The following is a 20,471-nucleotide window of genomic DNA, read 5'->3' on the forward strand; positions in this document are numbered from 1 at the left end:
GCTGTAATCAGCCCCGATCTTCCCGATCCGTCCGAGCGGACCCGCTCCGCTCCGTGACGTCAAGGCCGAGCAGGACGCGTCTCAGCAGCTCAAGGGCGTGCACGACGGTCATCCGCCGGATCACCGCACGGGACTCGGGCCCGGCACCCGGAACGGGAAGTTTCGGATTGATCACAGTACGTGAGTCCCCGGGCCCGGCCACGCCGATGTAGATCGTCCCCACGGGGCGGCCGTCCTGCGGTTCGGGGCCGGCCACGCCCGTCACGGCGAGCCCGTACGTCGCGCCGAGCGCGTCCCGTACCCCGGCTGCCATCGCGGCCGCCACGTCCGGGTGGACGGCCCCGTGCTCGGCCAGCAGCTCCGCCGGGACGCCGAGCAGCCGGTGCTTGGACTCGGTCGCATACGTCACCATGCCGCCCGCGAACGTCGCCGACGACCCCGGCATCGCGGTCAGCTCCGCGCCGATCAGCCCGCCGGTCAGCGACTCGGCCGCGGCGACGGTCGCCGAGCGCTCCGCGAGCAGCCGGTGGACGACCCGGTCGAGCGTCTCGTCCTCGGCCCCGTACACGGCGTCGCCGAGCAGGTCGCGGGCGCGTGACTCGACGTCCGCGAGACGTCCGGCGGCGCCGGGGCCCGCGACGGTGATCCGGACCTTCACCTCGGCCGGGTCGGGCAGGTAGGCGAGGCGGACCCCGTCCATCGCCTCGACCTCGGCGAGCCGTGTCGCGACGACCGACTCCCACATCCGGGCGGTGCGCAGCGTGCGGCGCGCGACGGCGGGCAGCCCGGCGATCTTCGCCAGCTCCGGCAGGACGGTCCCGTCCATGATCGTGCGCATCTCGAACGGGACGCCGGGCAGCGCGTACACGATCCCGCCGGGCAGCTCGACGCGCAGGCCGGGGGCCGAGCCCGCGGGGTTGGCGAGGAGCCGCGCGCCCTCGGGGACGTCCGCCATGCGCAGCGCCATCGGCTGCAGCTCCCGCCCGGCGCGCGCGACCCGCTCGCGCAGCCGCCGCTCCAGCGCCGGGTCGCGGACGAGGCCGACGCCCGCCGCCTTGGCGAGCGCGTCGCGGGTCAGGTCGTCGTAGGTGGGGCCGAGGCCGCCGGTGGTGATGACCGCGCCGGCGCGGCCGAGCGCCGCGCGCACCGCCTCGACGATCACGTCGAGCTCGTCGCCGACGACGACGCTGCGGGTCACGTCGACGCCGTGGTCGGCGAGCCTGCGGCCGAGCCACGCGGCGTTCCCGTTGATCGTGTCGCCGAGGAGCAGCTCGTCCCCGACGGTGAGCAGTTCGACCCGCATCGCGTCCCCATCTCCGCGTTTCCGCGTCTCCGCCGTTCACCCGCACGGCGCACCGAATCTACCGGCGGCGCCGCGCCTGGGACGGACCAGGGCCGGGCCGCGACGGGTCGCGACGCGCGCCGGTTGACCGTGAAAACGACCGAATGAGGACGGACGCGACGCCGGCTGATCGAACCGGTCCAAGCGGGTTTCGCCATTCGCTCGCCTCCGAAAAGCGACGGCCGCGTTTTGTGTCCCGCGACGGCGCCGCTCCCGTCGCCGCGTGCGACGTGCGGCGCGGCCGAGGCGCGCATCGTCCGGCGCGCGCTACTGACGGCGGGTCCACCAATTCCTTGAAGTGCAGGTCACAATGTGAGTCAAAACTCATTCGCCCGATTCGTCCGCCCGGGGATTCATAGGGATAATTGCGTACCGCGGGGCCCGAACGGGGCTGCGGGGCCACGACCGGGGTGGGCGTGGCCCCGCAGCCCACCCCGTGGCCGCCGCGCTCAAACCCGATGAACGGCTGGGCATCGGTTTTCGATTGATAGCGATTGCTCTACGATCGAAGTCATGGGGGAACCCGTCGACCGCGCCCGCGTCCAGGCCGGGCTGCGGCTGATCGCGCGCGGGCTTGAGGAGATCGCCGCCGCGCTCGACGGCCCCGCCGAAGTCGGCGAGGAGGAGCGCACGGCGCGCGTCATCCGCGACTGGGGACGCCGCGGCCTCCGCAAGGAGGAGGCGTCCGCGCTGTTCAGACGGCACGGGTTCGCGCCGCAGACGACCGGCGGCTGGACGCGCGGCGACTGGGTCGAGATCGGCGACGACGGCCTGCGCTACCTGACCGCCAAGTCCCACGAATGGCTGACCGGCCACGATGCGGGGCAGCACGAGGCGGAGCAGGAGGAGGGATCGTGACGGGCACCACGACGACGACACCGTTCACCGTGCGGGTCACCGTCCGCATCTACGAGATCGACGCGCAGGGGCACCTCAACAACGCGGTCTACCACCAGTACGGCGACCACGCCCGCTGGGCGTGCCTGCGCGCCGCCGGGATCTCGGCGGACGATCTGCGCGCCACCGGCACCGGCCCGGTGACGCTGGAGAGCACCATCCGCTACCACCGCGAGCTGCGCGCGGGCGACGAGGTAGACGTCACCTGCGCGTTCGACTGGGGCGACGGCAAGACGTTCGGAATCAGGCAGGAGCTGCGCCGCGCGGACGGCGTCCTCGCCGCCGAGATCGGCAGCCGTGCCGGGCTGCTCGACCTGGAGCGGCGGCGGCTCGTCCCCGACCCGGCGGGCCGCTGGCGGGCGCTCGCCGACCGGCCCGCGCTGCTCGGCCTCTGAACCGCCGTCAGGACGGGCCGGACGCGTCCGGCGCGCGGCGCAGGCGCCACGCCTGGACGACGTAGTCCGCCCCCGTGACGACCGTGACGACCAGCGCGGCGCCCATCGTGACCCAGCGCAGGTAGTCGAGCGGGCCGGGCAGGAGGTACAGGCCGATGGCGATGACCTGCAACATCGTCTTCAGCTTGCCGCCCTTGCTCGCCGGGATCACGCCGCGGCGGATCACGGTGAACCGCAGCACCGTGATCCCGATCTCGCGGACCATGATGACGACCGTCACCCACCACCACAGCTCCCCCATGATGGACAGGCTGACCAGTGCCGCGCCGGTGAGCGCCTTGTCCGCGATCGGGTCGGCGATCTTGCCGAAGTCGGTGACGATGCCCCGCGCCCGCGCGATGTCGCCGTCGATCTTGTCGGTGATCGAGGCGACCGCGAAGACCGCGAACGCGGCGAGGCGCCAGCCGGTGCCGTCCAGGAACAGCAGCCAGACGAAGAGGGGGACCAGCGCGATCCGGACGATCGTCAGCGCGTTCGCGATGTTCCAGACACCGGCCGGCGGCGGGTCGTGCGAGCCCGCCACCGGATCCGGGGCGCCGGCGATCATGACACGCCCGTGCTGGGATCCGTGCTGGGATCCGTGCCGAGGTCCACGCCGAGGTCCGCGGTGAGGTCCACGCCGTCGCTGCCGGTGACGCGGGCCGCGACGATCTCGCCGAGGGCCAGGCCGGCGCCGCGGACGCGGACCGTCCCGTCCACCTCGGGCGCCTGGTGCGCGGCGCGGCCCTCGAACCCGCCGTCCTCCGCCTTCTCCTCCAGGAGGACGTGGACGTCCGAGCCGACGCGGTCCTCGGCGCGCTGCGCGGTCAGCTCGTCGGCGAGGCTCGTCAGCTCCTCGACGCGGGCGGCGATCTCGGCGGGGTCGAGCTTGCCGTCGAGGGCGGCGGCCTCGGTGCCGTCCTCGTCGGAGTAGCCGAACACGCCGACCGCGTCCAGCCGCGCGGCGGACAGGAACTGCACCAGCTCGTCGAAGTCGTCCTCGGACTCGCCGGGGAACCCGACGATGAAGTTCGACCGCACGCCCGCGTCCGGCGCGAGCGCGCGGATCTGGTCGAGCAGCCCCAGGAATCGCTCACGGTCGCCGAACCGCCGCATCGATCGCAGCACCGGGCCGCTCGCGTGCTGGAACGACATGTCGAAGTACGGGGCGACGCCGGGCGTGCCGCAGATCGCCTCGATCAGCCCCGGACGCGTCTCGGCGGGCTGCAGGTAGCTGACGCGGACGCGTTCGATGCCGTCCACGGCGGCGAGGCCGGGCAGCAGCTTCTCCAGCGCCCGCAGGTCGCCGAGGTCCTTGCCGTAGGACGTGGAGTTCTCGCTGACCAGGACCAGTTCGCGGACGCCGTGCCCGGCCAGCCAGCGCGCCTCCTCCAGCACCTCCGCCGGCGGACGCGACACGTACGCGCCGCGGAACGCCGGGATGGCGCAGAACGTGCAGCGCCGGTCGCAGCCCGACGCCAGCTTGAGCGGCGCGACCGGGCCGCCGCCGCCGAGCCTCCGCCGCAGCACCCGCGGCCCGGATGCGGGCGCCACCCCGTCCGGGAGCTCGTCGTGCCCGCCGTGGCCCGGGATCGCCGCCGCCGAGGACGAGCGGTCGACCGGGGAGATCGGCAGCAGCGTGCGGCGGTCGCGCGGGGCGTGCGCGGTGTGGCCGCGTCCCGCCATGACGTCGTCGAGCCGGTCGCCGATGGCGGTGTAGTCGTCGAAGCCGAGCACGGCGTCGGCCTCCGGCAGCGCCTCGGCCAGCTCGTTGCCGTACCGCTCCGCCATGCAGCCGGCCGCCACGACCTTCGCGCCCGAGTCGTGCGCGGCGAGCAGCGTGTCGATGGAGTCCTTCTTGGCCGCCTCGATGAACCCGCAGGTGTTGACGACCACGACGTCCGCGCCGTCCGCGTCGTCGGCACCGTCGGTGTGGTCGACAAGGTCCCAGCCCGCGACCTCGATGCGCGCGGCGAGCTCCTCGGAATCGACCTCGTTGCGGGCGCAGCCGAGCGTGATGAGCGAGACCTTGCGGCGAGTGGACATCCCTCTAAGGTAATGGCCCCGGACGTCCAGGGAGACCAGCGCCCTCGTACGCCGCGCGGAGCGGCCGCGCGGACCTCGCGCGGACGATCGCCGGGGCGGCCGGTCAGGCGGGTTCGGGGTCGTTCCGGTCGAAGCTCAACCGCTGCACGCCCTTGCCCTTGCCGGGCGAGCCGATGTCCTTGCCGTTGACGGTCAGGTCGACGCTGCCGCCCACGCCGACCACGAGCCGGACCTTCTTCCTGGCGGTGAAGTCCTTCTGCTCGCCCTCGCGGAGCATGCCGCTGAACAGCGTCTTTCCGTCGTCACCGCGGACGTTCAGCCACGTCGTGCGCTTGGCCTCGACCCGCACCTGGACGTTGGTGCGCGGCGCCACCGCAACGGGGCCGTCGCTCTTCGGCGGCGCGGACGTTGGCGCCGGGGCCGAAGGCGCGGGCGTCCCGGCGACCTGCTGCGCGGTGCGCCGCTCGCCGCCGCCGGTCTGCCCGATCACCTGGAACACCCCGTAGATGATCACGAGGGCGAGCGCCAGGGCCATCGCGGCGCTCCAGTTCGGCGACCTGCGCTCGCGGAACGCGACGGGCTGCTCGGGCTCGAACGCCGACACCGCCGAGACCGGCTGCGGCGCGCCGCCGTGCGTCGCGTCGAACTCGGCGACGAGCGGTTCCGGATCGATGCCGATGACCCGGCCGATGCTGCGGATGTGCCCGCGCGCGTAGAAGTTGCCGCCGCAGGCGGAGAAGTCGTCGGCCTCCACGCCGCGGATGACGGTCTCGCGTATCCGCGTTTGGAGGCTCACCTGTGTCACCGAGAGACCGGCCCGCTGTCGCTCTTCCGCCAAGGTCTCACCGATGCTCACGCCGGGCCTCCTTCGCGGGCGCTCGTCGCCGATCTTCTGCGACACCAGTCTAGGAAGCGCCATGCCCGTTGAGCGACAGCCAACACGTTCGAAACAGGGCAAGATTTCGCATCATTCCGCAATGCCCCGGCGGCCGCCGCCTCGGCGTCGCCTCGGTGCCGCCTCCGAGCCACCTGAGCGTCGCTTCGCCCGCCGCCGACCCGCAGCCCCGATCGCCGCTCGTCGCCGCCCAGGTCGCCGGTCGGTCGCTGCTCGGTCGCCGACGCGGACGGTCGCCGACGCGCGGCTCCGAGCTCGGTCACCGCGCTCAGCCGCCGCGGAGTTCCGCGAGCACGCCCGGGAGGTCGTCCGGTTTCGTCAGGACGTCCCGCGCCTTGGAGCCCTCGCTCGGGCCGACGATGTCGCGGCTCTCCATCAGGTCCATGAGGCGGCCGGCCTTGGCGAACCCGACGCGGAGCTTGCGCTGCAGCATCGACGTCGACCCGAACTGCGTCGACACGACCAGCTCGATGGCCTGGACGAGCAGGTCCATGTCGTCGCCGATCTCCTCGTCGATCTCCTTCTTCGGCCCAGCGGCCGCGGCGACGTCGTCCCGGTACTTCGCCTCCATCTGCCCCTTGCAGTGGTCGACGATCCCGTGGATCTCCTTCTCCGCGACGTACGCGTTCTGGATGCGCATCGGCTTGCTCGCGCCCATCGGCAGGAACAGCGCGTCGCCCTGCCCGACCAGCTTCTCCGCGCCCGGCTGGTCGAGGATGACGCGGCTGTCGGACAGCGACGACGTCGCGAACGCCAGCCGGGACGGCACGTTCGCCTTGATGAGCCCGGTCACCACGTCCACCGACGGACGCTGCGTCGCCAGCACGAGGTGGATCCCGGCGGCGCGGGCGAGCTGCGTGATGCGGACGACGGAGTCCTCCACGTCGCGCGGCGCGACCATCATCAGGTCGGCGAGCTCGTCCACGATGACGAGCATGTACGGGTACGGCGTGTAGACGCGCTCGCTGCCCGGCGGCGGCTTGAGCTTGCCCGCCTTCACCGCCTTGTTGAAGTCGTCGATGTGCCGGTACCCGGACGCGGCGAGGTCGTCGTAGCGGCGGTCCATCTCGCCGACGACCCATTCGAGGGCCTCGGCGGCCTTCTTCGGGTTCGTGATGATCGGCGTGATGAGGTGTGGGATGCCCTGGTACATCGTCAGCTCGACCCGCTTGGGGTCGACGAGGATCATCCGGACCTCGTCGGGCGTGGCGCGCATCAGCACGGACGTGATGAGCCCGTTGATGCACGTCGACTTGCCCGCGCCGGTCGCGCCCGCGATGAGGATGTGCGGCATCTTCGCCAGGTTCGCGACGACGGTGCGCCCCTCGACGTCCTTGCCCAGCCCGACGATCATCGGGTGGTGCTCGTTGGTCGCGGCGGGCGAGCGGAGCACGTCGCCGAGGCTGACGATGTCCTTGTCGGTGTTCGGGATCTCCACGCCGATCGCGGACTTGCCGGGGATCGGGGAGATGATCCGCACGTCCGCGCTCTTCACCGCGTAGGCGATGTTCTTGGTCAGCGCGATGACCTTCTCGACCTTCACCGCCGGGCCGAGCTCGATCTCGTACCGGGTGATCGTCGGGCCGCGGGTGAACCCGGTGACCTGCGCGTCGATGTCGAACTGCTCCAGCACGCCGGTCAGCGCGTTCACGACCGTGTCGTTGGCCTTGGTGCGCGGCTTGGTGACGCTGCCGGGACGCAGCGCCGACGAATCGGGCAGCACGTAGATCTCGCCGGACGACGACAGCGGCAGCTGCTCGGAGCGGCGCGGCGCGGGCGTCGGGTCGGGCACGTCCGCGCCCGGGTGCGCCGGGTCGGCTCCCGCGACGTGCTCGTCGCGCTCACCGGGCGGCGGGGCGTCGTCGGCCGGCTGGGCGGGCGGCGGGACGTCCGGCTGGAACGGGTCGGGCTCGAACAGCTCGTCGGCGAGGTCGCGCCGCGGACGGTCGGCCTTCTTCGGGTCGTCCTCCAGCAGGGGCGTGTCGTAGGGCCGGGAGTGCTCGCCGACCTCCAGCTCGTCGCCGTCCTCCTTGTCGGCCTTCTTCTTGCGGCGGCGCTTCTTCGGGGCCTCGCCTTCGGCGTCGCCCTCCTTCGCGTCCTCGGACGGGCGCTGCGGGCGGCCCTGCAGCGTCGCCACGGCCCACAGGTCGGACATCCGCTCGGGCACGCGGTTGATGGGCGTCGCGGTGACGACCAGCAGCCCGAACCCGGACAGGAGCAGCAGCAGCGGCACGGCCACCCAGCCGCTCAGCGCCGCGTCCAGCGGGGCCGACACGACCCAGCCGACGACGCCGCCCGACTCGCGGACGCCGTCCATGTCCTTCGCGGGCGACGGGACGCCCGCCGCGATGTGCAGGATGCCGAGCACGCCGACGGCGAGCGCGGTCACGCCGATGACGATGCGCCCGGTGTCCTCGTGGTGCTCGGGGTGGCGCAGCGTCCGCCACGCCAGCAGCGCCAGCAGGACGGGCAGCGCCATCGCCATGACGCCGAGGCCGCCGCGCACGACCTTCTCCAGCGCGATCGTGACGACGCCGTCAGGACGGAACCAGGTGACCGAGGCCAGCACGATGGACGAGCCGAGCAGCGCGAGCCCGAGCCCGTCGCGCCGGTGCTCGGCGTCGAGGTTGCGGGCGCCGTGCCCGTAGGCGCGGAAGACCGACCCGACCGCGACCGCCGCGAGCAGGTACAGCTTGAACAGGAGCTTGAAGAACCCGAGCACCGCCTGGGAGATCGGGTCGGGCTTCTGCGGGGAACGCCCACGGCCCGAGCCGCGGCCCCCCCGGGAGCCGCCGCTCGAACGCTTCCGGGGGGACGAGCCCGCGGACTTGCGAGCCGTGCTGCCCCCCGCACGCGAAGAGGCTTTCGCTCCCCCAGACGCACGTGTGGCCATGGTTATGAGAGTAACCAAGGACCACATAGGTTCCCGGGATGACGGACGGGCGTGTTGACGAGCGCCCGCCCGTTCCGCTACCCGTCCGCCCGGACCCGGACCGCCCCGGGCGGACTGCCCGGGCTACACCTCCACGACCACCGGGACGATCATCGGGCGGCGGCGGTAGTTGTCGCTGACCCACTTCCCGACGGTGCGGCGGATGAGCTGGCCGATCTGGTGCAGGTCGTTGACGCCGTCGCCGGCCGCGTCCCGCAGCACGCCCTGGATCCGCTCGATGACCTCCTCGAAGTCCTCGTTGACGATGCCGGCGCCGCGGGCGTGCACCTCCGGCCCGGCGACGAGCTTGCCGGACGTCGAGTCGATGCCGACGACGATCGACACGAAGCCCTCCTCGCCGAGGATCCGCCGGTCCTTCAGCGACGTCTCGGTGACCTCGCCGACCGACAGGCCGTCCACGTACACGTATCCGGCGGGGACGGCGCCGACGATCTTGACGCGGCCGTCCACGAGGTCGACGACGACGCCGTCCTCGGCGATGACGATCCCCTCGTCGGGGACGCCCGTCAGCGCGGCGAGCTTGGCGTGCGCGCGCAGATGCCGCCACTCGCCGTGGATCGGCAGGAAGTTGGCGGGCTTGGTCACGTTCAGCACGTACAGCAGCTCGCCCGCGGACGCGTGCCCGGACACGTGCACGAGCGCGTTGCCCTTGTGGATGACGCGCGCGCCCCACCGGGTGAGCCCGTTGATGACGCGGTTGACGGCGTTCTCGTTCCCCGGGATCAGCGACGACGCGAGCATCACGGTGTCGCGCTCGGTGATGCGGATCGAGTGGTCGCGGTTCGCCATCCGCGACAGCGCCGACATCGGCTCGCCCTGCGACCCGGTGCACACCAGGACCAGCCGGTCGCCGGGGATGTCGTCCAGGTCCTTCTGGTCGACCATGATGTCGTCCGGGACGGTGAGGTAGCCGAGCTCGCGCGCGACGCCCATGTTGCGGACCATCGACCGGCCGACGAAGCAGACCTTGCGGCCGTTGGCGACGGCGGCGTCCAGGACCTGCTGGACGCGGTGGATGTGCGAGGCGAAGCAGGCGACGATGAGCCGCTCCTGCGCGGTGCGGAACACCTCGTCCACGACCGGGCCGATGTTGCGCTCGCTGGTGACGAAGCCGGACACCTCGGCGTTGGTCGAGTCGGACATCAGCAGGTCGATGCCCTCGCCGCCGAGCCGCGCGAAGCCGGGCAGGTCGGTGAGCCGGCCGTCCAGCGGGAGCTGGTCCATCTTGAAGTCGCCGGTGTGCAGGACGAGCCCGGCGGGCGTGCGCACGGCGAGGGCGAGCGCGTCCGGGATCGAGTGGTTGACGGCGAGGAACTCGATGTCGAACGGGCCGAACGTCCGCCGCTCGCCCTCGACGACGACGTCGGAGACGGGTTTGATGCGGTGCTCGGTCAGCTTGGCCTCGATGAGCGCCAGCGTCAGCTTCGAGCCGACCAGCGGGACGTCGCGGCGCTCGCGCAGCAGGTACGGGACGGCGCCGATGTGATCCTCGTGGCCGTGCGTGAGGATGACGGCCTCGATGTCGTCCAGGCGCTCCCTGATGTACTCGAAGTCGGGCAGGATCAGATCGACGCCGGGCTGCTCGGTCTCGGGGAACAGGACGCCGCAGTCGACGACGAGCAGGCGGCCGCCGTACTCGAACACCGTCATGTTGCGGCCTATCTCCCCCAGCCCGCCGAGCGCGACGATGCGCAGCCCGCCCTCGGGCGGGGCGGGCGGGTCCGAGAGCTCCGGGTGAGGATGACTCACCGGGCCCCACCTTTCTGGGGGGCGACCCCCAGGCCCCCGGACCGGTCGCCCGAAGATCCTCGCTTCGCTGCGGTCATCGGGCGACCTCCGAGATGACGACCTCAGGCACTTTGACTCCCCCTATCGTGAGGTCTTCACGCAGGCGCGCCGCGAACTCAGGCGAGGCCTCCACGAGCGGCGCGCGGAGCGGGCCGCCGCCGGGAAGGCCGAGCAGGTTCAGCGCTGCCTTGACGGCGATGGCGCCCTGCGTACGGGTCATGATGGCGGCGACCACGGGCAGCAGCCGCCGATGGATCTGCAGCGCACGCGCGTGCTCGCCGGCACGGTGTGCCTCGATCATCTCATGCAGCTCGACGCCGACGACGTGCCCCACCACGCTGACGAACCCCGCCGCGCCGACCGACAGCCACGGCAGGTTCAGGACGTCGTCGCCGGAATACCAGACGAGGTCGGTCTCCGCCATGACCCTGGACGCGCCGAACAGGTCGCCCTTGGCGTCCTTGACGGCGACGATCCGCGGATGCTCGGCGAGCTGCGTCAGCGTGTCGTTCTGGATCGGCACGCCGGCGCGGCTCGGGATGTCGTACAGCATGGCCGGCAGGTCCGTCGCGTCGGCCACCGCCGTGAAATGGCGGATGAGGCCCTCCTGCGGGGGCTTGTTGTAGTACGGCGTCACCACGAGCAGACCGTGCGCGCCGGCGGCCTCGGCCTGCCGCGCGAGCTTCAGGGTGTGCTCCGTGTGGTTGGTTCCGGCACCGGCGACGATCACGGCGCGGTCGCCGACCGCGTCGAGGACCGCCCGCAGAAGCTGCTGTTTCTCGTCGTCGCTCGTCGTCGGCGACTCGCCCGTCGTCCCGTTGACGACGAGGCCGTCGTGGCGCCGCTCGTCGACCAGGTGGGTCGCGAGGCGCGCGGCGCCGTCGTAGTCGACGCCGCCGTCGGGCAGGAACGGGGTGACCATCGCGGTCAGCATCCGCCCGAACGGAGCGTCAGGTGTTGTGCTGGGTGCCATGCACCGAACGGTACCGTTCCGGCCGTACCAGGTGGACCCGCAGGTCCAAGCTGGCATCCAAGCCGGCCCGAAGGCGTTCTTGGACGCGGCGTGGAAGAAGCCGCCGCCACACGCTCGGGGGTACGCGTGGCGACGGCTCCACCTCCACATCGTGGCACGCAAATGCCGCGTTACGGGGTCAGTCCGGCCACTTCCCGGACTCGGTTGCGTAACGTGACCTTGCGGTCGTCACCTGCGGCCGGACGTGCGGTATCACGAAACCCGGCGGCGGATGGGACCGTTCCTCGACCGCTGTGGATCTACGCGGTCAGCCGCGCGGGGGGCTCGTTCTCAGCCGCTGGGAATCTGGGCGGTCAGCCGCGCGGGGCTCGTTTCTCAGTCGCTGGGGGTCTGCGCGTTTCGGGGGAGCCAGGCGGAGCGGTAGTGGGCCCATTCCTCCGGGCCGGTGGTCCAGTCCGCGTACACGCCGACGCCGTACGGGCGCTTCGGGGGGCGCTTCAGGTCGTCGATGCCGCGCCGGACGCCGCGCAGCGCGACCTCCAGGTCCTCCGACCAGTGCATGAGCGGACGGTAGGTGGGGACGCCCATGAACACGGTCGTGCGGTCGCCGATGAGCTCCAGCGTGGTGCGGGTGTGGCGGGCGAAGTGCCATCCGGCGAGGGCGCCGGTCGGCAGCGACACGTCGTAGGTCATGATCGCGACCTGGTCGGCGAGGGCGGCGACGTCGCGCAGGAAGTCCCCGGTCGGGCGGGGCGGCTCGTGGTACCTGCCGCCGCGCGGGAGCAGCGCCTTGTAGACGGGCTGGGCCTCGTCGACGAGCGTCTGCTGCTCCAGCGCCACCGACAGGAGCCTGCCGCGCGAGCGGGTCAGCTCGCTGGTCCGCTCCATGAGCGTCATGAAGGCGTGGTCGTCGGGGTAGATCGGCTCGAAGTCGTAGTGGATGCCGTCGAACCCGAGATCGAGGAAGGCCGCGTCGGTCTTGAGCACCTGGTCGCGGACCCTCGGGTCGTCCAGGTCGATGACGCCGTCTCCGTCCACCATCCGGATCTGGCCGAGGTACGCCTGCGCGCGCACGCCCGGCGCGTACCTGCGGACGGCCTCGATCAGCTGCCGGGCGTAGCGGTACTTGTGGGCGGGGACCGTCCCGTCGGCCTCGAAGGGGCCGGTGTGGAAGTACACGTCGGTGATGCGGTTGCGCTTCAGCAGGTCGCCGAGCGCGCGGTATTCGGCGTCGGTGTGCGGCTCGCCGACCCACTGGTGCCGCGCCCACAGCGCGTTCGCCTCGGTGCCGCGCGCCTCCGGCTCCTGCTGCCACCACGTCCACGCCCCGGCGAACACGAGCGCGACCAGGCCGAGCACGTAGGCCGCGGCCCAGCCCGTCCAGCGCAGCACCGCCCTGCCCGGTCCACCACGAACCCGCCCGTCCTTTGCCATCTCGCAATGATCCCGGATAGAACCGGCGGATCGGACGCGCCGTCCCTCGATTCCGCCTCGCGCCGCCCTGCGTCCGCCCATGAAACGTCCACGAATGGGACGTGATCGCGCGCCGCGCGCGGCGGTCGGTTGACACCGGGGGAACCCTGTGACGACCAGGCGGCCCGGTGTCGCCGGCCCACCGGTCTCGACGGGGGCCGCCCGGTTCTCACCCGTCTACCGGGATGGAGGTCGAGCCGACATGCGAGTACGACCGGACCAGGCCGAACCCAGACCTCTGATCAGCACACGCGCCCTCGTGATCATCCTCGCGGCGGTCGGCGCCGCCGCGCTGACCGCCGCCGCCCCGTGGCTCGCCATCCCGATCGGGGTGGGCGTGGGCGTCGTCACCCTGCTCGCCCAGATCGTCAAAGACTGAAACGCGCGGTCAGGAGCATGATCAAAATACGGGGATGATGTCTTCGGGGTCGATGACGGTGACCTCGACCCCGGAGATGTCGAGCTCGGGGATGGCGGGGAACTCGATGCCCCAGCGTTCGACGATGGCGCGAATACGGGCGATGGCGAGCTTCCAGTTCTCCGCCTGCTCCTCGAACGACAGGACGCCCAGCCCGGCGTCGCGGGCGTGCCCCATCAGGACGCGGTGGTTGGCGAGGAAATAGGGCGGCAGGTCCCAGAAGCCGTCCGGCGGCTCCCAGAGGATCATCGACAGGAACACGAAACCGGCGCGGAGCTGCTTGGTGATCTGACCCTTGACGTCCTCGGTGAGGCCGGGCCACTCCTTGTCCAGGATGGTCATGCAGATCTGCAGGTGCCGCGACTCGTCCCGGCCGATCTTCTGGAACATCTCGCCGAACACCGGGTGGCGCGTGCCCGTCGCCATACCGCGGAAGAGGGTGGACGCCGCCATCTCGCCCATCATGAAGCTCGTGAACAGGACGGCGAGCGAGTACTTGCGGACGGCCGTGTTGTAGCCCTGCCAGTACCGTCCGCCGTTGTGGTAGAGCCAGCCGATGTTGTTGTGCGCGGCCTTCTCCAGGTCGGTCCCGGGCTGCCAGTCGAGGGGGCCGCCGGGCCAGAGCTTCGCGATGGTGCGCTGGCAGCACTCCTCGTGGTTCATCTCGTCCCGCGTGATCGAGAAGAAGCACTTGCGGACGGGGTCCTCCTCGTGCTGCTCGAACGCGTGGATGGTGGCGCGGGCGAAGACGGCGGGCCCGGACGCGTCGAAGTTGGCGAGGACCGCGAACCAGTACATGACCCCGAGGCGCTGCTCCGGCGTGAAGTCGCCGGGGCGGAGGTCGTCCCAGGGCAGGTCGGCGGGGTTCCAGACAACGCGCTTGGACTTCTCGTAGATGGCGGCGAGCTTGTCGGTCTCGACCCGCCACTCCATCGGGTAGATGTTCGGCTGCGGGATCTCCGGCGCGGGCCAGAACCCGCCTTCGGGGACGGTCAGCCCGCCCTCGGCAACGACCGCTTCGCGCTCAGGAACGGTCGGTCCGCCTTCAGGAACGGTCGGCTTGTCGGCCATGGACGACCCCCCGGAAGTCATCGCTCGTTGACGCTCCCTCTTCCATCGTGCGCGACGGGGTCGCATCCCGCAAACCGTCCGCCGCACGGTCGACGCGGGTGCGCTGGGTGACGGCCACGCAGACCAGCACGGCGACGGCGGCCAGCGCGGTCGTGGCGTCGATCTCCTCGCCGAGGAGGATCCCCGACCAGAGCAGGGTCAGCACCGGCTGGGTGAGCTGGACCTGGCTGGCGCGCGCGATCCCGGCTCGCGCCAGGCCCTCGTACCAGGCGAAGAAGCCGATGTAGGCGGAGAAGGCGGCGACGTAGGCGAAGCCGAGCGTGGCGCGTCCCGTCCAGTGGGGGCCGGTGGTGGCGAGCAGCCAGCCGGTCACCGGGACGGTGATCGGCGCGGCCAGCACGAGCGCCCAGGAGATGACGCGCCAGCCCGGCATGTCGCGGGCGAGCCGCGCGCCCTCGGTGTAGCCGGCCGCGCAGGTGACCAGCGCGGCGAACAGCAGCAGGTCGGCGGCCGTGAAATGGCCCGAACCGCGGATCAGCGTGAACCCGGTGACGCAGACGGCGCCGGCGGCTCCGGCGAACCAGAACGCGGCGGACGGCCGCTCCCCCGCGCGCAGCACGCCGAACACGGCGGTGACGGCGGGCAGCAGCCCGACCACGACGGCCGAGTGGGCGGACGAGGCGCCGTGGTCGAGCGCGAGCGTGCTGAACACCGGGAACCCGAAGACGACCCCGGCGACGACGACCGCGAACCCCGCCAGCTGGTCGCGGCGCGGAAGCGAGGCCCGCACCGCCAGCAGGACGGCGGCGGCGAGGACGCTCGCGGCGGCGGCGCGGCCGACGCCGATGAGGTACGGGTCGAGCCCTTCCAGCCCCAGGACCGTGCTGGGGATGGTGAAGGAGAAGACCAGGACGCCGACGGCGGCGAGCCAGAGGCCGGGTCCGGGGCCGGTGTCCGCTATCGGCGCGGGGGCAGTAGCGCTATCCTTCGTCTTCATGAAACACGATAGCAGTGTGGCGGCGCTGGCCGACTCGCTGCGCGCCGACGTACGCCGGATGAGCGCCGGGGAGCGGCTGCCGTCCAGCCGGAGCCTGGTCGAGCGGCACCGGGTCAGCCCGGTGACGGTGTCGCGGGCGCTGGGCCTGCTGGCCGCCGAGGGGCTGGTGGTGACGCGGCCGGGCAGCGGCGCGTTCGCCGCCGGGCGCCGCGAGCCCGCCGCCGAACCGGCCGACCTCGGCTGGCAGGCGCTGGCGCTCGGCGACCGGTCCGTCGACTCGGCCGGGATATCGTGGCTGCTCACCCCGGCGCCGGAGGGCGTCGTCGCGCTCAGCGGCGGCTACCTGCATCCGACGCTCCAGCCGACGCGGGCGCTCGCCACGGCGGCGGCGCGGGCGGCCCGGCGGCCGGACGCCTGGGAGATGCCCCGGCTCGGCGGGATGCCCGAGCTGCGCGCCTGGTTCGCCCGGACGGTCGGCGGCGCCGTCTCCCCCGCCGACGTGGTGATCGCCAGCGGCGGGCAGCAGTCGCTGACGACCGTCCTGCGGGCGCTGCTCCCGCCGGGCGCGCCCGTGCTGGTCGAGTCGCCGACGTACCTGGGCGTCCTCGCGGTCGCGCGGGCGAACGGACTGCATCCGGTGCCCGTGCCGGTGGACGCGGACGGCGTCCGTCCCGATCTGCTCGCCGAGGCGTTCGCGATGACCGGCGCGCGGGTCTTCTACTGCCAGCCGACCTTCCACAACCCGACGGGCGCCGTGCTGGGCGACGAGCGGCGCGGGCAGGTGCTGGAGGTGGCGCGGGCGGCGGGCGCGTTCGTGATCGAGGACGACTACGCGCGGCACCTCGGCATCGTCCCGCCCCCGCCGCCCCTGATCGCGCGGGACGGCGACGGACGGGTCGTGCACATCGCGTCGCTGACCAAGGCCACGGCGCCGAGCCTGCGGATCGCGGCGGTCATCGCGCGCGGCCCGGTCGCCGAACGGATCCGCGCGACGCAGCTGGTGGAGGAGTTCTTCCCGGCCAGGCCGCTGCAGGAGGCGCTGCTCGAACTGCTCAGCTCGCCCGGCTGGCCGCGGCATCTGAGCGCCGTCCGCGCGGCGCTGCGGTCGCGCCGCGACGCGCTCCTGACCGCGCTCGCCCGCGACCTGCCCGAGCTGCGCGTGAACCGTCCGGCGGGCGGTCTGCACCTGTGGGCGCGGCTGCCGGACGGCGTGGACGACACGGCGCTGGCCGAGGCCGCCCTGCGCGCAGGTGTCCTGGTCAGCGCGGGGCGGCCCTTCTTTCCCGCCGAGGCCCCCGCCCCGCACCTGCGGATCAGCTACGGGACGGCGTCGTCGGAGCCGGAACTGGCGGAGGGCGTCCGCCGCCTCACCGCCGTCCTCCGCTCGTAGCGCGACGGCCCGCCTCATGAGGCGGCGGCGCTCATGAGGCGGTGCAGAAGCAGAACTCGTTGCCTTCGGGGTCGTGCCAGACCTGGAAGGGCGTCCGCGGATCGCCCATCGGCTCTCCGGCGGGCGTCGCGCCGAGCCGCCGCGCCCGCTCCCCCGCCGCGTGGACGTCGGGAACGTCCAGGTCGAGATGGACCCGGTTCTTGATCGTCTTGCCTTCGGGGACGAGCTGGAACGCGAGCACGGGCCCGTCGCCGGCGAGGGGCTGCAGGTCGAGCCATTCGTCCTCGCGCGAGGTCGTCTTCATGCCGAGCAGCGCACCCCAGAAGGCCTCCATGACGTCCAGGTCGGTGCAGTCGAACACGACGGTGGTGACCTTCGGGGTGATGGCGGTCATCGCGCTCCCCCGGCCGTCCGCAGGACGTGTGCGGAGCGCGCTGAGCGGGCGGCGGCGCGCCTGCAATCGGGCGCGGGACGCACCGGACGCCGCCGAGCGCCGATCCGCTCGGGCACCCCGTCGAGCAGCCACCGGCGGACCCGCCCGGCGCGTTCGATCGACCGCCCCCGGGCGGTGAGCCTCGCCTCGACCAGGTCGGCCTGCAGCTTCGCGTATTCGCGCTCGGCCCATGCGTGCCGCCGGGCCGGTCCGGCGAGGTACGCCAGCGCCTTCATGATCGTCCTCCCGTTCGTTGACACCGGCTAAACACTAACGCTGGTGTCGTTTGGATGCAACCAGTAAAATGCGAATACCGGTGTTCCTCATTGGTAGGCTGCTCCCGAACAGGCAGGAGGGGTGATGGCCGAGGCTCAGGACGACCCCGCGCTGCTGCTGACGGACTTCGTCAACACGCTCAACATCGAAGACGGCGAGGACGAGTTGACGACGCCCGCCCAGCTCGCCGCGTGGCTGGCCGGGCGCGGGCTCGTCCCGGACGGGACGGGGGCGTCTGGCGCCGAGCTGGCCACCGCGACCGCGCTCCGGGAGGGGCTCCGCGAGGCCATGTCGGAGCACCACGGGCCTGCACACCACGAGTCCGCGCACCACGGGCCGGCGCAGCACGGGCCGCGGGAGACCGACTTCCCGGAATTCCCGGACGACCTCGACGACGCCCTCGCCGCCCTGCCCCTGCGCGTCGCGCTCGGCGGGACGCGACCGCGCGGCGCCCCGGGCCTCGTCCCCGCCGACCCGCCGGGCACGGCCGCCGCAGGCCTGGCCCGCATCGCCGCCGCGATCATGGACTCGGTCGCCGCCGGGACCTGGCCCCGGCTGAAGGTCTGCCAGGAGGACACCTGCCGCTGGGCGTTCCTGGACACGTCCAAGAACCGGTCCCGCTCCTGGTGCTCCATGCGCGTCTGCGGGAACCGCACCAAGACCCGCGCCTACCGCGCCCGCCGCCGGGCCTAGGCGACGCCGCACCTAGGCTGGGCCTGATCCCGGACCGAGAGGACGTGCCACGTCATGGCCGATGTCGGAGTGCGCCCCGCGCGACGGGCGGACGCGGCCGCCGTCGCCGACATCCAGGTGCGGGCCTGGCGGCAGGGCTACCGCGACCTGCTGCCCGCCGGCGTCCTGGCCGAGGTCACCGGGCCCGCCGCGGTCGAGGTGTGGCGCGAGAAGTGGATGGAGGCGGCGACGGCGCCGCCGAGCCCGCGGCACCGGCTGCTCGTCGCCGTCGCGTCCGACCTCGTCGTCGGGTTCGCCGCGCACGCCCCCGCCGAGGACCCGGACCTCGACCCGGCCGAGGCCGCGGAGCTGATCACGCTGCTGGTCGACCCGCCGCACGTCCGCGCCGGGCACGGCAGCCGGCTGCTCGCCGCGACCGTCGACCTCCTCCGCGAGGACGGCTTCGCCACCCTGACCACCTGGACGTTCGAGGACGACGAGGTCACGCGCACGTTCCTCGGCTCGGCCGGATGGGCGCCCGACGGGACGGCACGCACGCTCGACATGGGCGACCCCGTCCGCCAGATCCGCCTGCACACCGACATCAGCGCCTGATCGGTTGGGCAGGGGCCGGTGCGGACCGCTCCCGACCCGGCCATATCTTTGAAGCCGTGCCCGAGTCCACCTCCCTGACGCCGCCGCGCGCGCCCGCGACCGCGGAGCCCGCCTCCGGACGCCGCCGCTGGCTCGGCATGGTCGTCATGAGCCTGGGCGTCTCGCTGATCGTGGTGGACGCCACCATCGTGGGCGTCCTGATGCCGCGGATCGTCACGGACCTGGGCCTCACCACCAGCGACGCCGAATGGGTCACGTCGATCTACGCGCTGGTGTTCGCCGCGCTGCTGATCCCGTTCGGCCGCGCGGGCGACCTGTTCGGACGGCGGCGGATGTTCGTCCTCGGCGTGGCGGTGTTCGCGGCGGCCAGCGTCGGCGCGGCGGCCGCGGGCGACGGCTCGGCGCTGATCGGCGCCCGCGCGCTGCAGGGCGTCGGCGCCTCGATGATCATGCCGGCGACGCTGTCGACGGTGAACGCGGTGTTCACCGGGCGGGAGCGCGCCGTCGCGTTCGGGATCTGGGGCTCGATGATCAGCGGCATGGCGGCGCTCGGCCCCCTCGCGGGCGGTGCGCTCGCCACCGGCGGCGGCTGGCGCTGGGCGTTCGGGGTCAACCTGCCGCTCGGCGCCGCGCTGATCGCCGGGGCGCTGTGGCTGATGCCGGAGACCCGGCAGTCCCGGCCAGGAAGCGCGCGGCGCGACATCGACTGGGCGGGCGGCCTGCTGTCCACGCTCGGGCTCGGCGCGCTGGTGTGCGGGATCATCGAGGGCCAGACGTACGGCTGGTGGGCCGCGACGCGCCCGTTCTCCACGGCCGGGTTCGACTGGCCGGAGTCGGGGCTTTCGCCCGTCCCGGTCGTCCTGGCCCTGGGCTTGGTGCTGCTGGCGGCGCTGGTCGTCGTCGAGCGGACGCGGGCCGCGGCGGGACGTCCCGTCCTGCTCGACCTGGACCTGTTCCGCATCCCGAACTTCCGGCGCGGGAACCTGGCGTCGGCCCTCATCAACGTCGGCGAGCTGGGGCTGCTGTTCGTCCTGCCGCTGTTCCTGCTCGGCGTGCACGGCACGAACCCGCTGGAGATCAGCGTCGCGATCCTGCCGCTCGCCGCCGGAGCGTTCCTGTCCGGCGGGTACGCGGGCAGGCTCGCCAACCGGCGCGGGGCGCACCGGGTCGTGCAGCTCGGCATGGTGCTGGAGGTCGCGGCGGTCGTCGCGCTGGGCGTCACCGTGTCGGCGTCGACGGGCGGGCTCGGGCTCGCGCCGTGGATGCTGCTGTACGGGCTGGGCCTCGGCCTGACGGCGGCGCAGCTGACGAACGTGTCGCTGGCGGACGTCCCGCCGGCGCAGGCGGGCCAGGCGTCCGGCACCCAGTCCACGGCCCGGCAGGTCGGCGCGGCGCTCGGCATCGCCGCCATCGGGACGGTGTTCGCGACGAGCCTCGGCCACGCGATGACCGACCGGCTCGCCGGCTCCCCGCTCCCGCCGGAGGAACGCGCCGCCATCACCCACGACCTGCGCGAGAGCGCCGGGACGTACGCCCGCGAGCTGCACGACACGCCCGCGCGGGCCACCGAGGCCCGCGCCGCCGACGCGAGCCTCGCCGTCGCGACCAGGAACGCCGCCCTCACCACCGCCGCGATCCTCGCCCTCGGCCTCGCCGTCTCACTGCGCCTGCGTCCGAGCGGTGAGTCATTTTCATCCTCGGTCGAACGCGCCCGCACCGGTCCCGGTGAAGGGCCGGATGAAAACAACTCAGATCATCATCGGGAAGAATCGAAGGGATAGTCCCCCTGTCGCCCCAC

The 20,471-nt window shown here is 72.8% G+C and carries 19 protein-coding genes; 7 read left to right on the forward strand and 12 right to left on the reverse strand.

From position 1 onward, the window contains the following. Nucleotides 1-7 precede the first annotated feature (7 nt). Nucleotides 8-1,303 (reverse strand): CinA family nicotinamide mononucleotide deamidase-related protein, encoded by a 1,296-nt coding sequence (locus ACH34T_RS34965; RefSeq protein ID WP_396025254.1) that lies wholly within the window; start codon nt 1,301-1,303, stop codon nt 8-10. A 552-nt stretch (nt 1,304-1,855) separates the two neighbouring features. Here ACH34T_RS34965 and ACH34T_RS34970 point away from each other — a divergent pair. Beyond that, nucleotides 1,856-2,200 carry a hypothetical protein gene (locus tag ACH34T_RS34970; RefSeq protein ID WP_396025255.1) on the forward strand — a complete coding sequence of 115 codons (345 nt, stop codon included), beginning with the start codon at nt 1,856-1,858 and terminating at the stop codon, nt 2,198-2,200. Beyond that, the gene (locus ACH34T_RS34975; RefSeq protein WP_396025256.1) at nt 2,197-2,634 is read left to right on the forward strand and encodes an acyl-CoA thioesterase; all 438 of its coding nucleotides are present in this window, start codon (nt 2,197-2,199) and stop codon (nt 2,632-2,634) included. Before ACH34T_RS34970 ends, ACH34T_RS34975 begins: the two co-directional genes overlap by 4 nt. A gap of 7 nt (nt 2,635-2,641) precedes the next feature. On the opposite strand, the gene pgsA is transcribed toward ACH34T_RS34975, so the two are convergent. From pgsA to ACH34T_RS35010, 7 genes are all read right to left on the reverse strand, one after another. Next, on the reverse strand, nt 2,642-3,241 hold the full coding sequence (gene pgsA / locus ACH34T_RS34980) for a CDP-diacylglycerol--glycerol-3-phosphate 3-phosphatidyltransferase (RefSeq protein WP_396025257.1): 600 nt from the start codon (nt 3,239-3,241) through the stop codon (nt 2,642-2,644). Next, nucleotides 3,238-4,719, reverse strand: a complete 1,482-nt coding sequence (gene rimO, locus ACH34T_RS34985; protein WP_396025258.1) for a 30S ribosomal protein S12 methylthiotransferase RimO — start codon at nt 4,717-4,719, stop codon at nt 3,238-3,240. Before rimO ends, pgsA begins: the two co-directional genes overlap by 4 nt. 103 nt (nt 4,720-4,822) lie before the next feature. Beyond that, entirely contained in the window at nt 4,823-5,575 is a 753-nt protein-coding gene (locus ACH34T_RS34990; protein ID WP_396025259.1) for a helix-turn-helix domain-containing protein, read from the reverse strand. Nucleotides 5,576-5,882: 307 nt separating this feature from the next. Then, nucleotides 5,883-8,507: a DNA translocase FtsK 4TM domain-containing protein gene (locus ACH34T_RS34995; protein WP_396025260.1), complete on the reverse strand. Its 2,625-nt coding sequence runs from the start codon at nt 8,505-8,507 to the stop codon at nt 5,883-5,885. Between the two features lie 123 nt (nt 8,508-8,630). Beyond that, nucleotides 8,631-10,316 carry a ribonuclease J gene (locus ACH34T_RS35000; RefSeq protein ID WP_396025261.1) on the reverse strand — a complete coding sequence of 562 codons (1,686 nt, stop codon included), beginning with the start codon at nt 10,314-10,316 and terminating at the stop codon, nt 8,631-8,633. A gap of 73 nt (nt 10,317-10,389) precedes the next feature. After that, nucleotides 10,390-11,328 (reverse strand): 4-hydroxy-tetrahydrodipicolinate synthase, encoded by a 939-nt coding sequence (dapA, locus tag ACH34T_RS35005; protein ID WP_396025262.1) that lies wholly within the window; start codon nt 11,326-11,328, stop codon nt 10,390-10,392. 375 nt (nt 11,329-11,703) lie between these two features. Beyond that, nucleotides 11,704-12,762, reverse strand: coding sequence for a hypothetical protein (locus tag ACH34T_RS35010; protein WP_396025263.1), 1,059 nt, complete (start codon nt 12,760-12,762; stop codon nt 11,704-11,706). Between the two features lie 241 nt (nt 12,763-13,003). Between ACH34T_RS35010 and ACH34T_RS35015 the strand changes: the two genes are divergently transcribed. Then, nucleotides 13,004-13,180 carry a hypothetical protein gene (locus ACH34T_RS35015; protein ID WP_396025264.1) on the forward strand — a complete coding sequence of 59 codons (177 nt, stop codon included), beginning with the start codon at nt 13,004-13,006 and terminating at the stop codon, nt 13,178-13,180. Nucleotides 13,181-13,201: 21 nt separating this feature from the next. On the opposite strand, the gene ACH34T_RS35020 is transcribed toward ACH34T_RS35015, so the two are convergent. After that, nucleotides 13,202-14,290: a hypothetical protein gene (locus ACH34T_RS35020; protein ID WP_396025265.1), complete on the reverse strand. Its 1,089-nt coding sequence runs from the start codon at nt 14,288-14,290 to the stop codon at nt 13,202-13,204. After that, nucleotides 14,265-15,287, reverse strand: a complete 1,023-nt coding sequence (locus tag ACH34T_RS35025) for a DMT family transporter (protein ID WP_396025266.1) — start codon at nt 15,285-15,287, stop codon at nt 14,265-14,267. Before ACH34T_RS35025 ends, ACH34T_RS35020 begins: the two co-directional genes overlap by 26 nt. Here ACH34T_RS35025 and ACH34T_RS35030 point away from each other — a divergent pair. Next, nucleotides 15,286-16,677 (forward strand): PLP-dependent aminotransferase family protein, encoded by a 1,392-nt coding sequence (locus ACH34T_RS35030; RefSeq protein WP_396025267.1) that lies wholly within the window; start codon nt 15,286-15,288, stop codon nt 16,675-16,677. The genes ACH34T_RS35025 and ACH34T_RS35030 overlap by 2 nt on opposite strands. 31 nt (nt 16,678-16,708) lie before the next feature. On the opposite strand, the gene ACH34T_RS35035 is transcribed toward ACH34T_RS35030, so the two are convergent. Together ACH34T_RS35035 and ACH34T_RS35040 are read right to left on the reverse strand one after the other, a co-directional pair. Beyond that, nucleotides 16,709-17,071: a VOC family protein gene (locus tag ACH34T_RS35035; protein WP_396025268.1), complete on the reverse strand. Its 363-nt coding sequence runs from the start codon at nt 17,069-17,071 to the stop codon at nt 16,709-16,711. Then, on the reverse strand, nt 17,068-17,370 hold the full coding sequence (locus ACH34T_RS35040; RefSeq protein WP_396025269.1) for a hypothetical protein: 303 nt from the start codon (nt 17,368-17,370) through the stop codon (nt 17,068-17,070). The genes ACH34T_RS35035 and ACH34T_RS35040 overlap by 4 nt, the downstream gene beginning before the upstream one ends. A gap of 100 nt (nt 17,371-17,470) precedes the next feature. Between ACH34T_RS35040 and ACH34T_RS35045 the strand changes: the two genes are divergently transcribed. The 3 genes from ACH34T_RS35045 to ACH34T_RS35055 are packed head-to-tail and all read left to right on the forward strand — an operon-like array spanning nt 17,471 to nt 20,454. Then, nucleotides 17,471-18,079 (forward strand): CGNR zinc finger domain-containing protein, encoded by a 609-nt coding sequence (locus tag ACH34T_RS35045; RefSeq protein ID WP_396025270.1) that lies wholly within the window; start codon nt 17,471-17,473, stop codon nt 18,077-18,079. Between the two features lie 54 nt (nt 18,080-18,133). Beyond that, entirely contained in the window at nt 18,134-18,673 is a 540-nt protein-coding gene (locus ACH34T_RS35050; RefSeq protein ID WP_396025271.1) for a GNAT family N-acetyltransferase, read from the forward strand. Nucleotides 18,674-18,729: 56 nt separating this feature from the next. Beyond that, nucleotides 18,730-20,454 (forward strand): MFS transporter, encoded by a 1,725-nt coding sequence (locus ACH34T_RS35055; protein WP_396025272.1) that lies wholly within the window; start codon nt 18,730-18,732, stop codon nt 20,452-20,454. Nucleotides 20,455-20,471: the final 17 nt, after the last annotated feature.

Source organism: Actinomadura sp. 9N215, from assembly GCF_044326345.1.
Taxonomy (GTDB): domain Bacteria; phylum Actinomycetota; class Actinomycetes; order Streptosporangiales; family Streptosporangiaceae; genus Spirillospora.

Excerpts from the sequence above, each read along its gene's own strand:
- ACH34T_RS35030 (WP_396025267.1), top strand. The coding sequence starts at position 15,286 with ATGAAACACGATAGCAGTGTGGCGGCGCTGGCCGACTCGCTGCGCGCC.
- ACH34T_RS35020 (WP_396025265.1), bottom strand. The coding sequence starts at position 14,290 with ATGGCCGACAAGCCGACCGTTCCTGAAGGCGGACCGACCGTTCCTGAG.
- rimO (WP_396025258.1), bottom strand. The coding sequence starts at position 4,719 with ATGTCCACTCGCCGCAAGGTCTCGCTCATCACGCTCGGCTGCGCCCGC.
- dapA (WP_396025262.1), bottom strand. The coding sequence starts at position 11,328 with ATGGCACCCAGCACAACACCTGACGCTCCGTTCGGGCGGATGCTGACC.
- pgsA (WP_396025257.1), bottom strand. The coding sequence starts at position 3,241 with ATGATCGCCGGCGCCCCGGATCCGGTGGCGGGCTCGCACGACCCGCCG.
- ACH34T_RS35050 (WP_396025271.1), top strand. The coding sequence starts at position 18,134 with ATGGCCGATGTCGGAGTGCGCCCCGCGCGACGGGCGGACGCGGCCGCC.
- ACH34T_RS35015 (WP_396025264.1), top strand. The coding sequence starts at position 13,004 with ATGCGAGTACGACCGGACCAGGCCGAACCCAGACCTCTGATCAGCACA.
- ACH34T_RS35010 (WP_396025263.1), bottom strand. The coding sequence starts at position 12,762 with ATGGCAAAGGACGGGCGGGTTCGTGGTGGACCGGGCAGGGCGGTGCTG.
- ACH34T_RS34995 (WP_396025260.1), bottom strand. The coding sequence starts at position 8,507 with ATGGCCACACGTGCGTCTGGGGGAGCGAAAGCCTCTTCGCGTGCGGGG.
- ACH34T_RS35045 (WP_396025270.1), top strand. The coding sequence starts at position 17,471 with ATGGCCGAGGCTCAGGACGACCCCGCGCTGCTGCTGACGGACTTCGTC.
- ACH34T_RS35025 (WP_396025266.1), bottom strand. The coding sequence starts at position 15,287 with ATGAAGACGAAGGATAGCGCTACTGCCCCCGCGCCGATAGCGGACACC.
- ACH34T_RS34965 (WP_396025254.1), bottom strand. The coding sequence starts at position 1,303 with ATGCGGGTCGAACTGCTCACCGTCGGGGACGAGCTGCTCCTCGGCGAC.
- ACH34T_RS34970 (WP_396025255.1), top strand. The coding sequence starts at position 1,856 with ATGGGGGAACCCGTCGACCGCGCCCGCGTCCAGGCCGGGCTGCGGCTG.
- ACH34T_RS35035 (WP_396025268.1), bottom strand. The coding sequence starts at position 17,071 with ATGACCGCCATCACCCCGAAGGTCACCACCGTCGTGTTCGACTGCACC.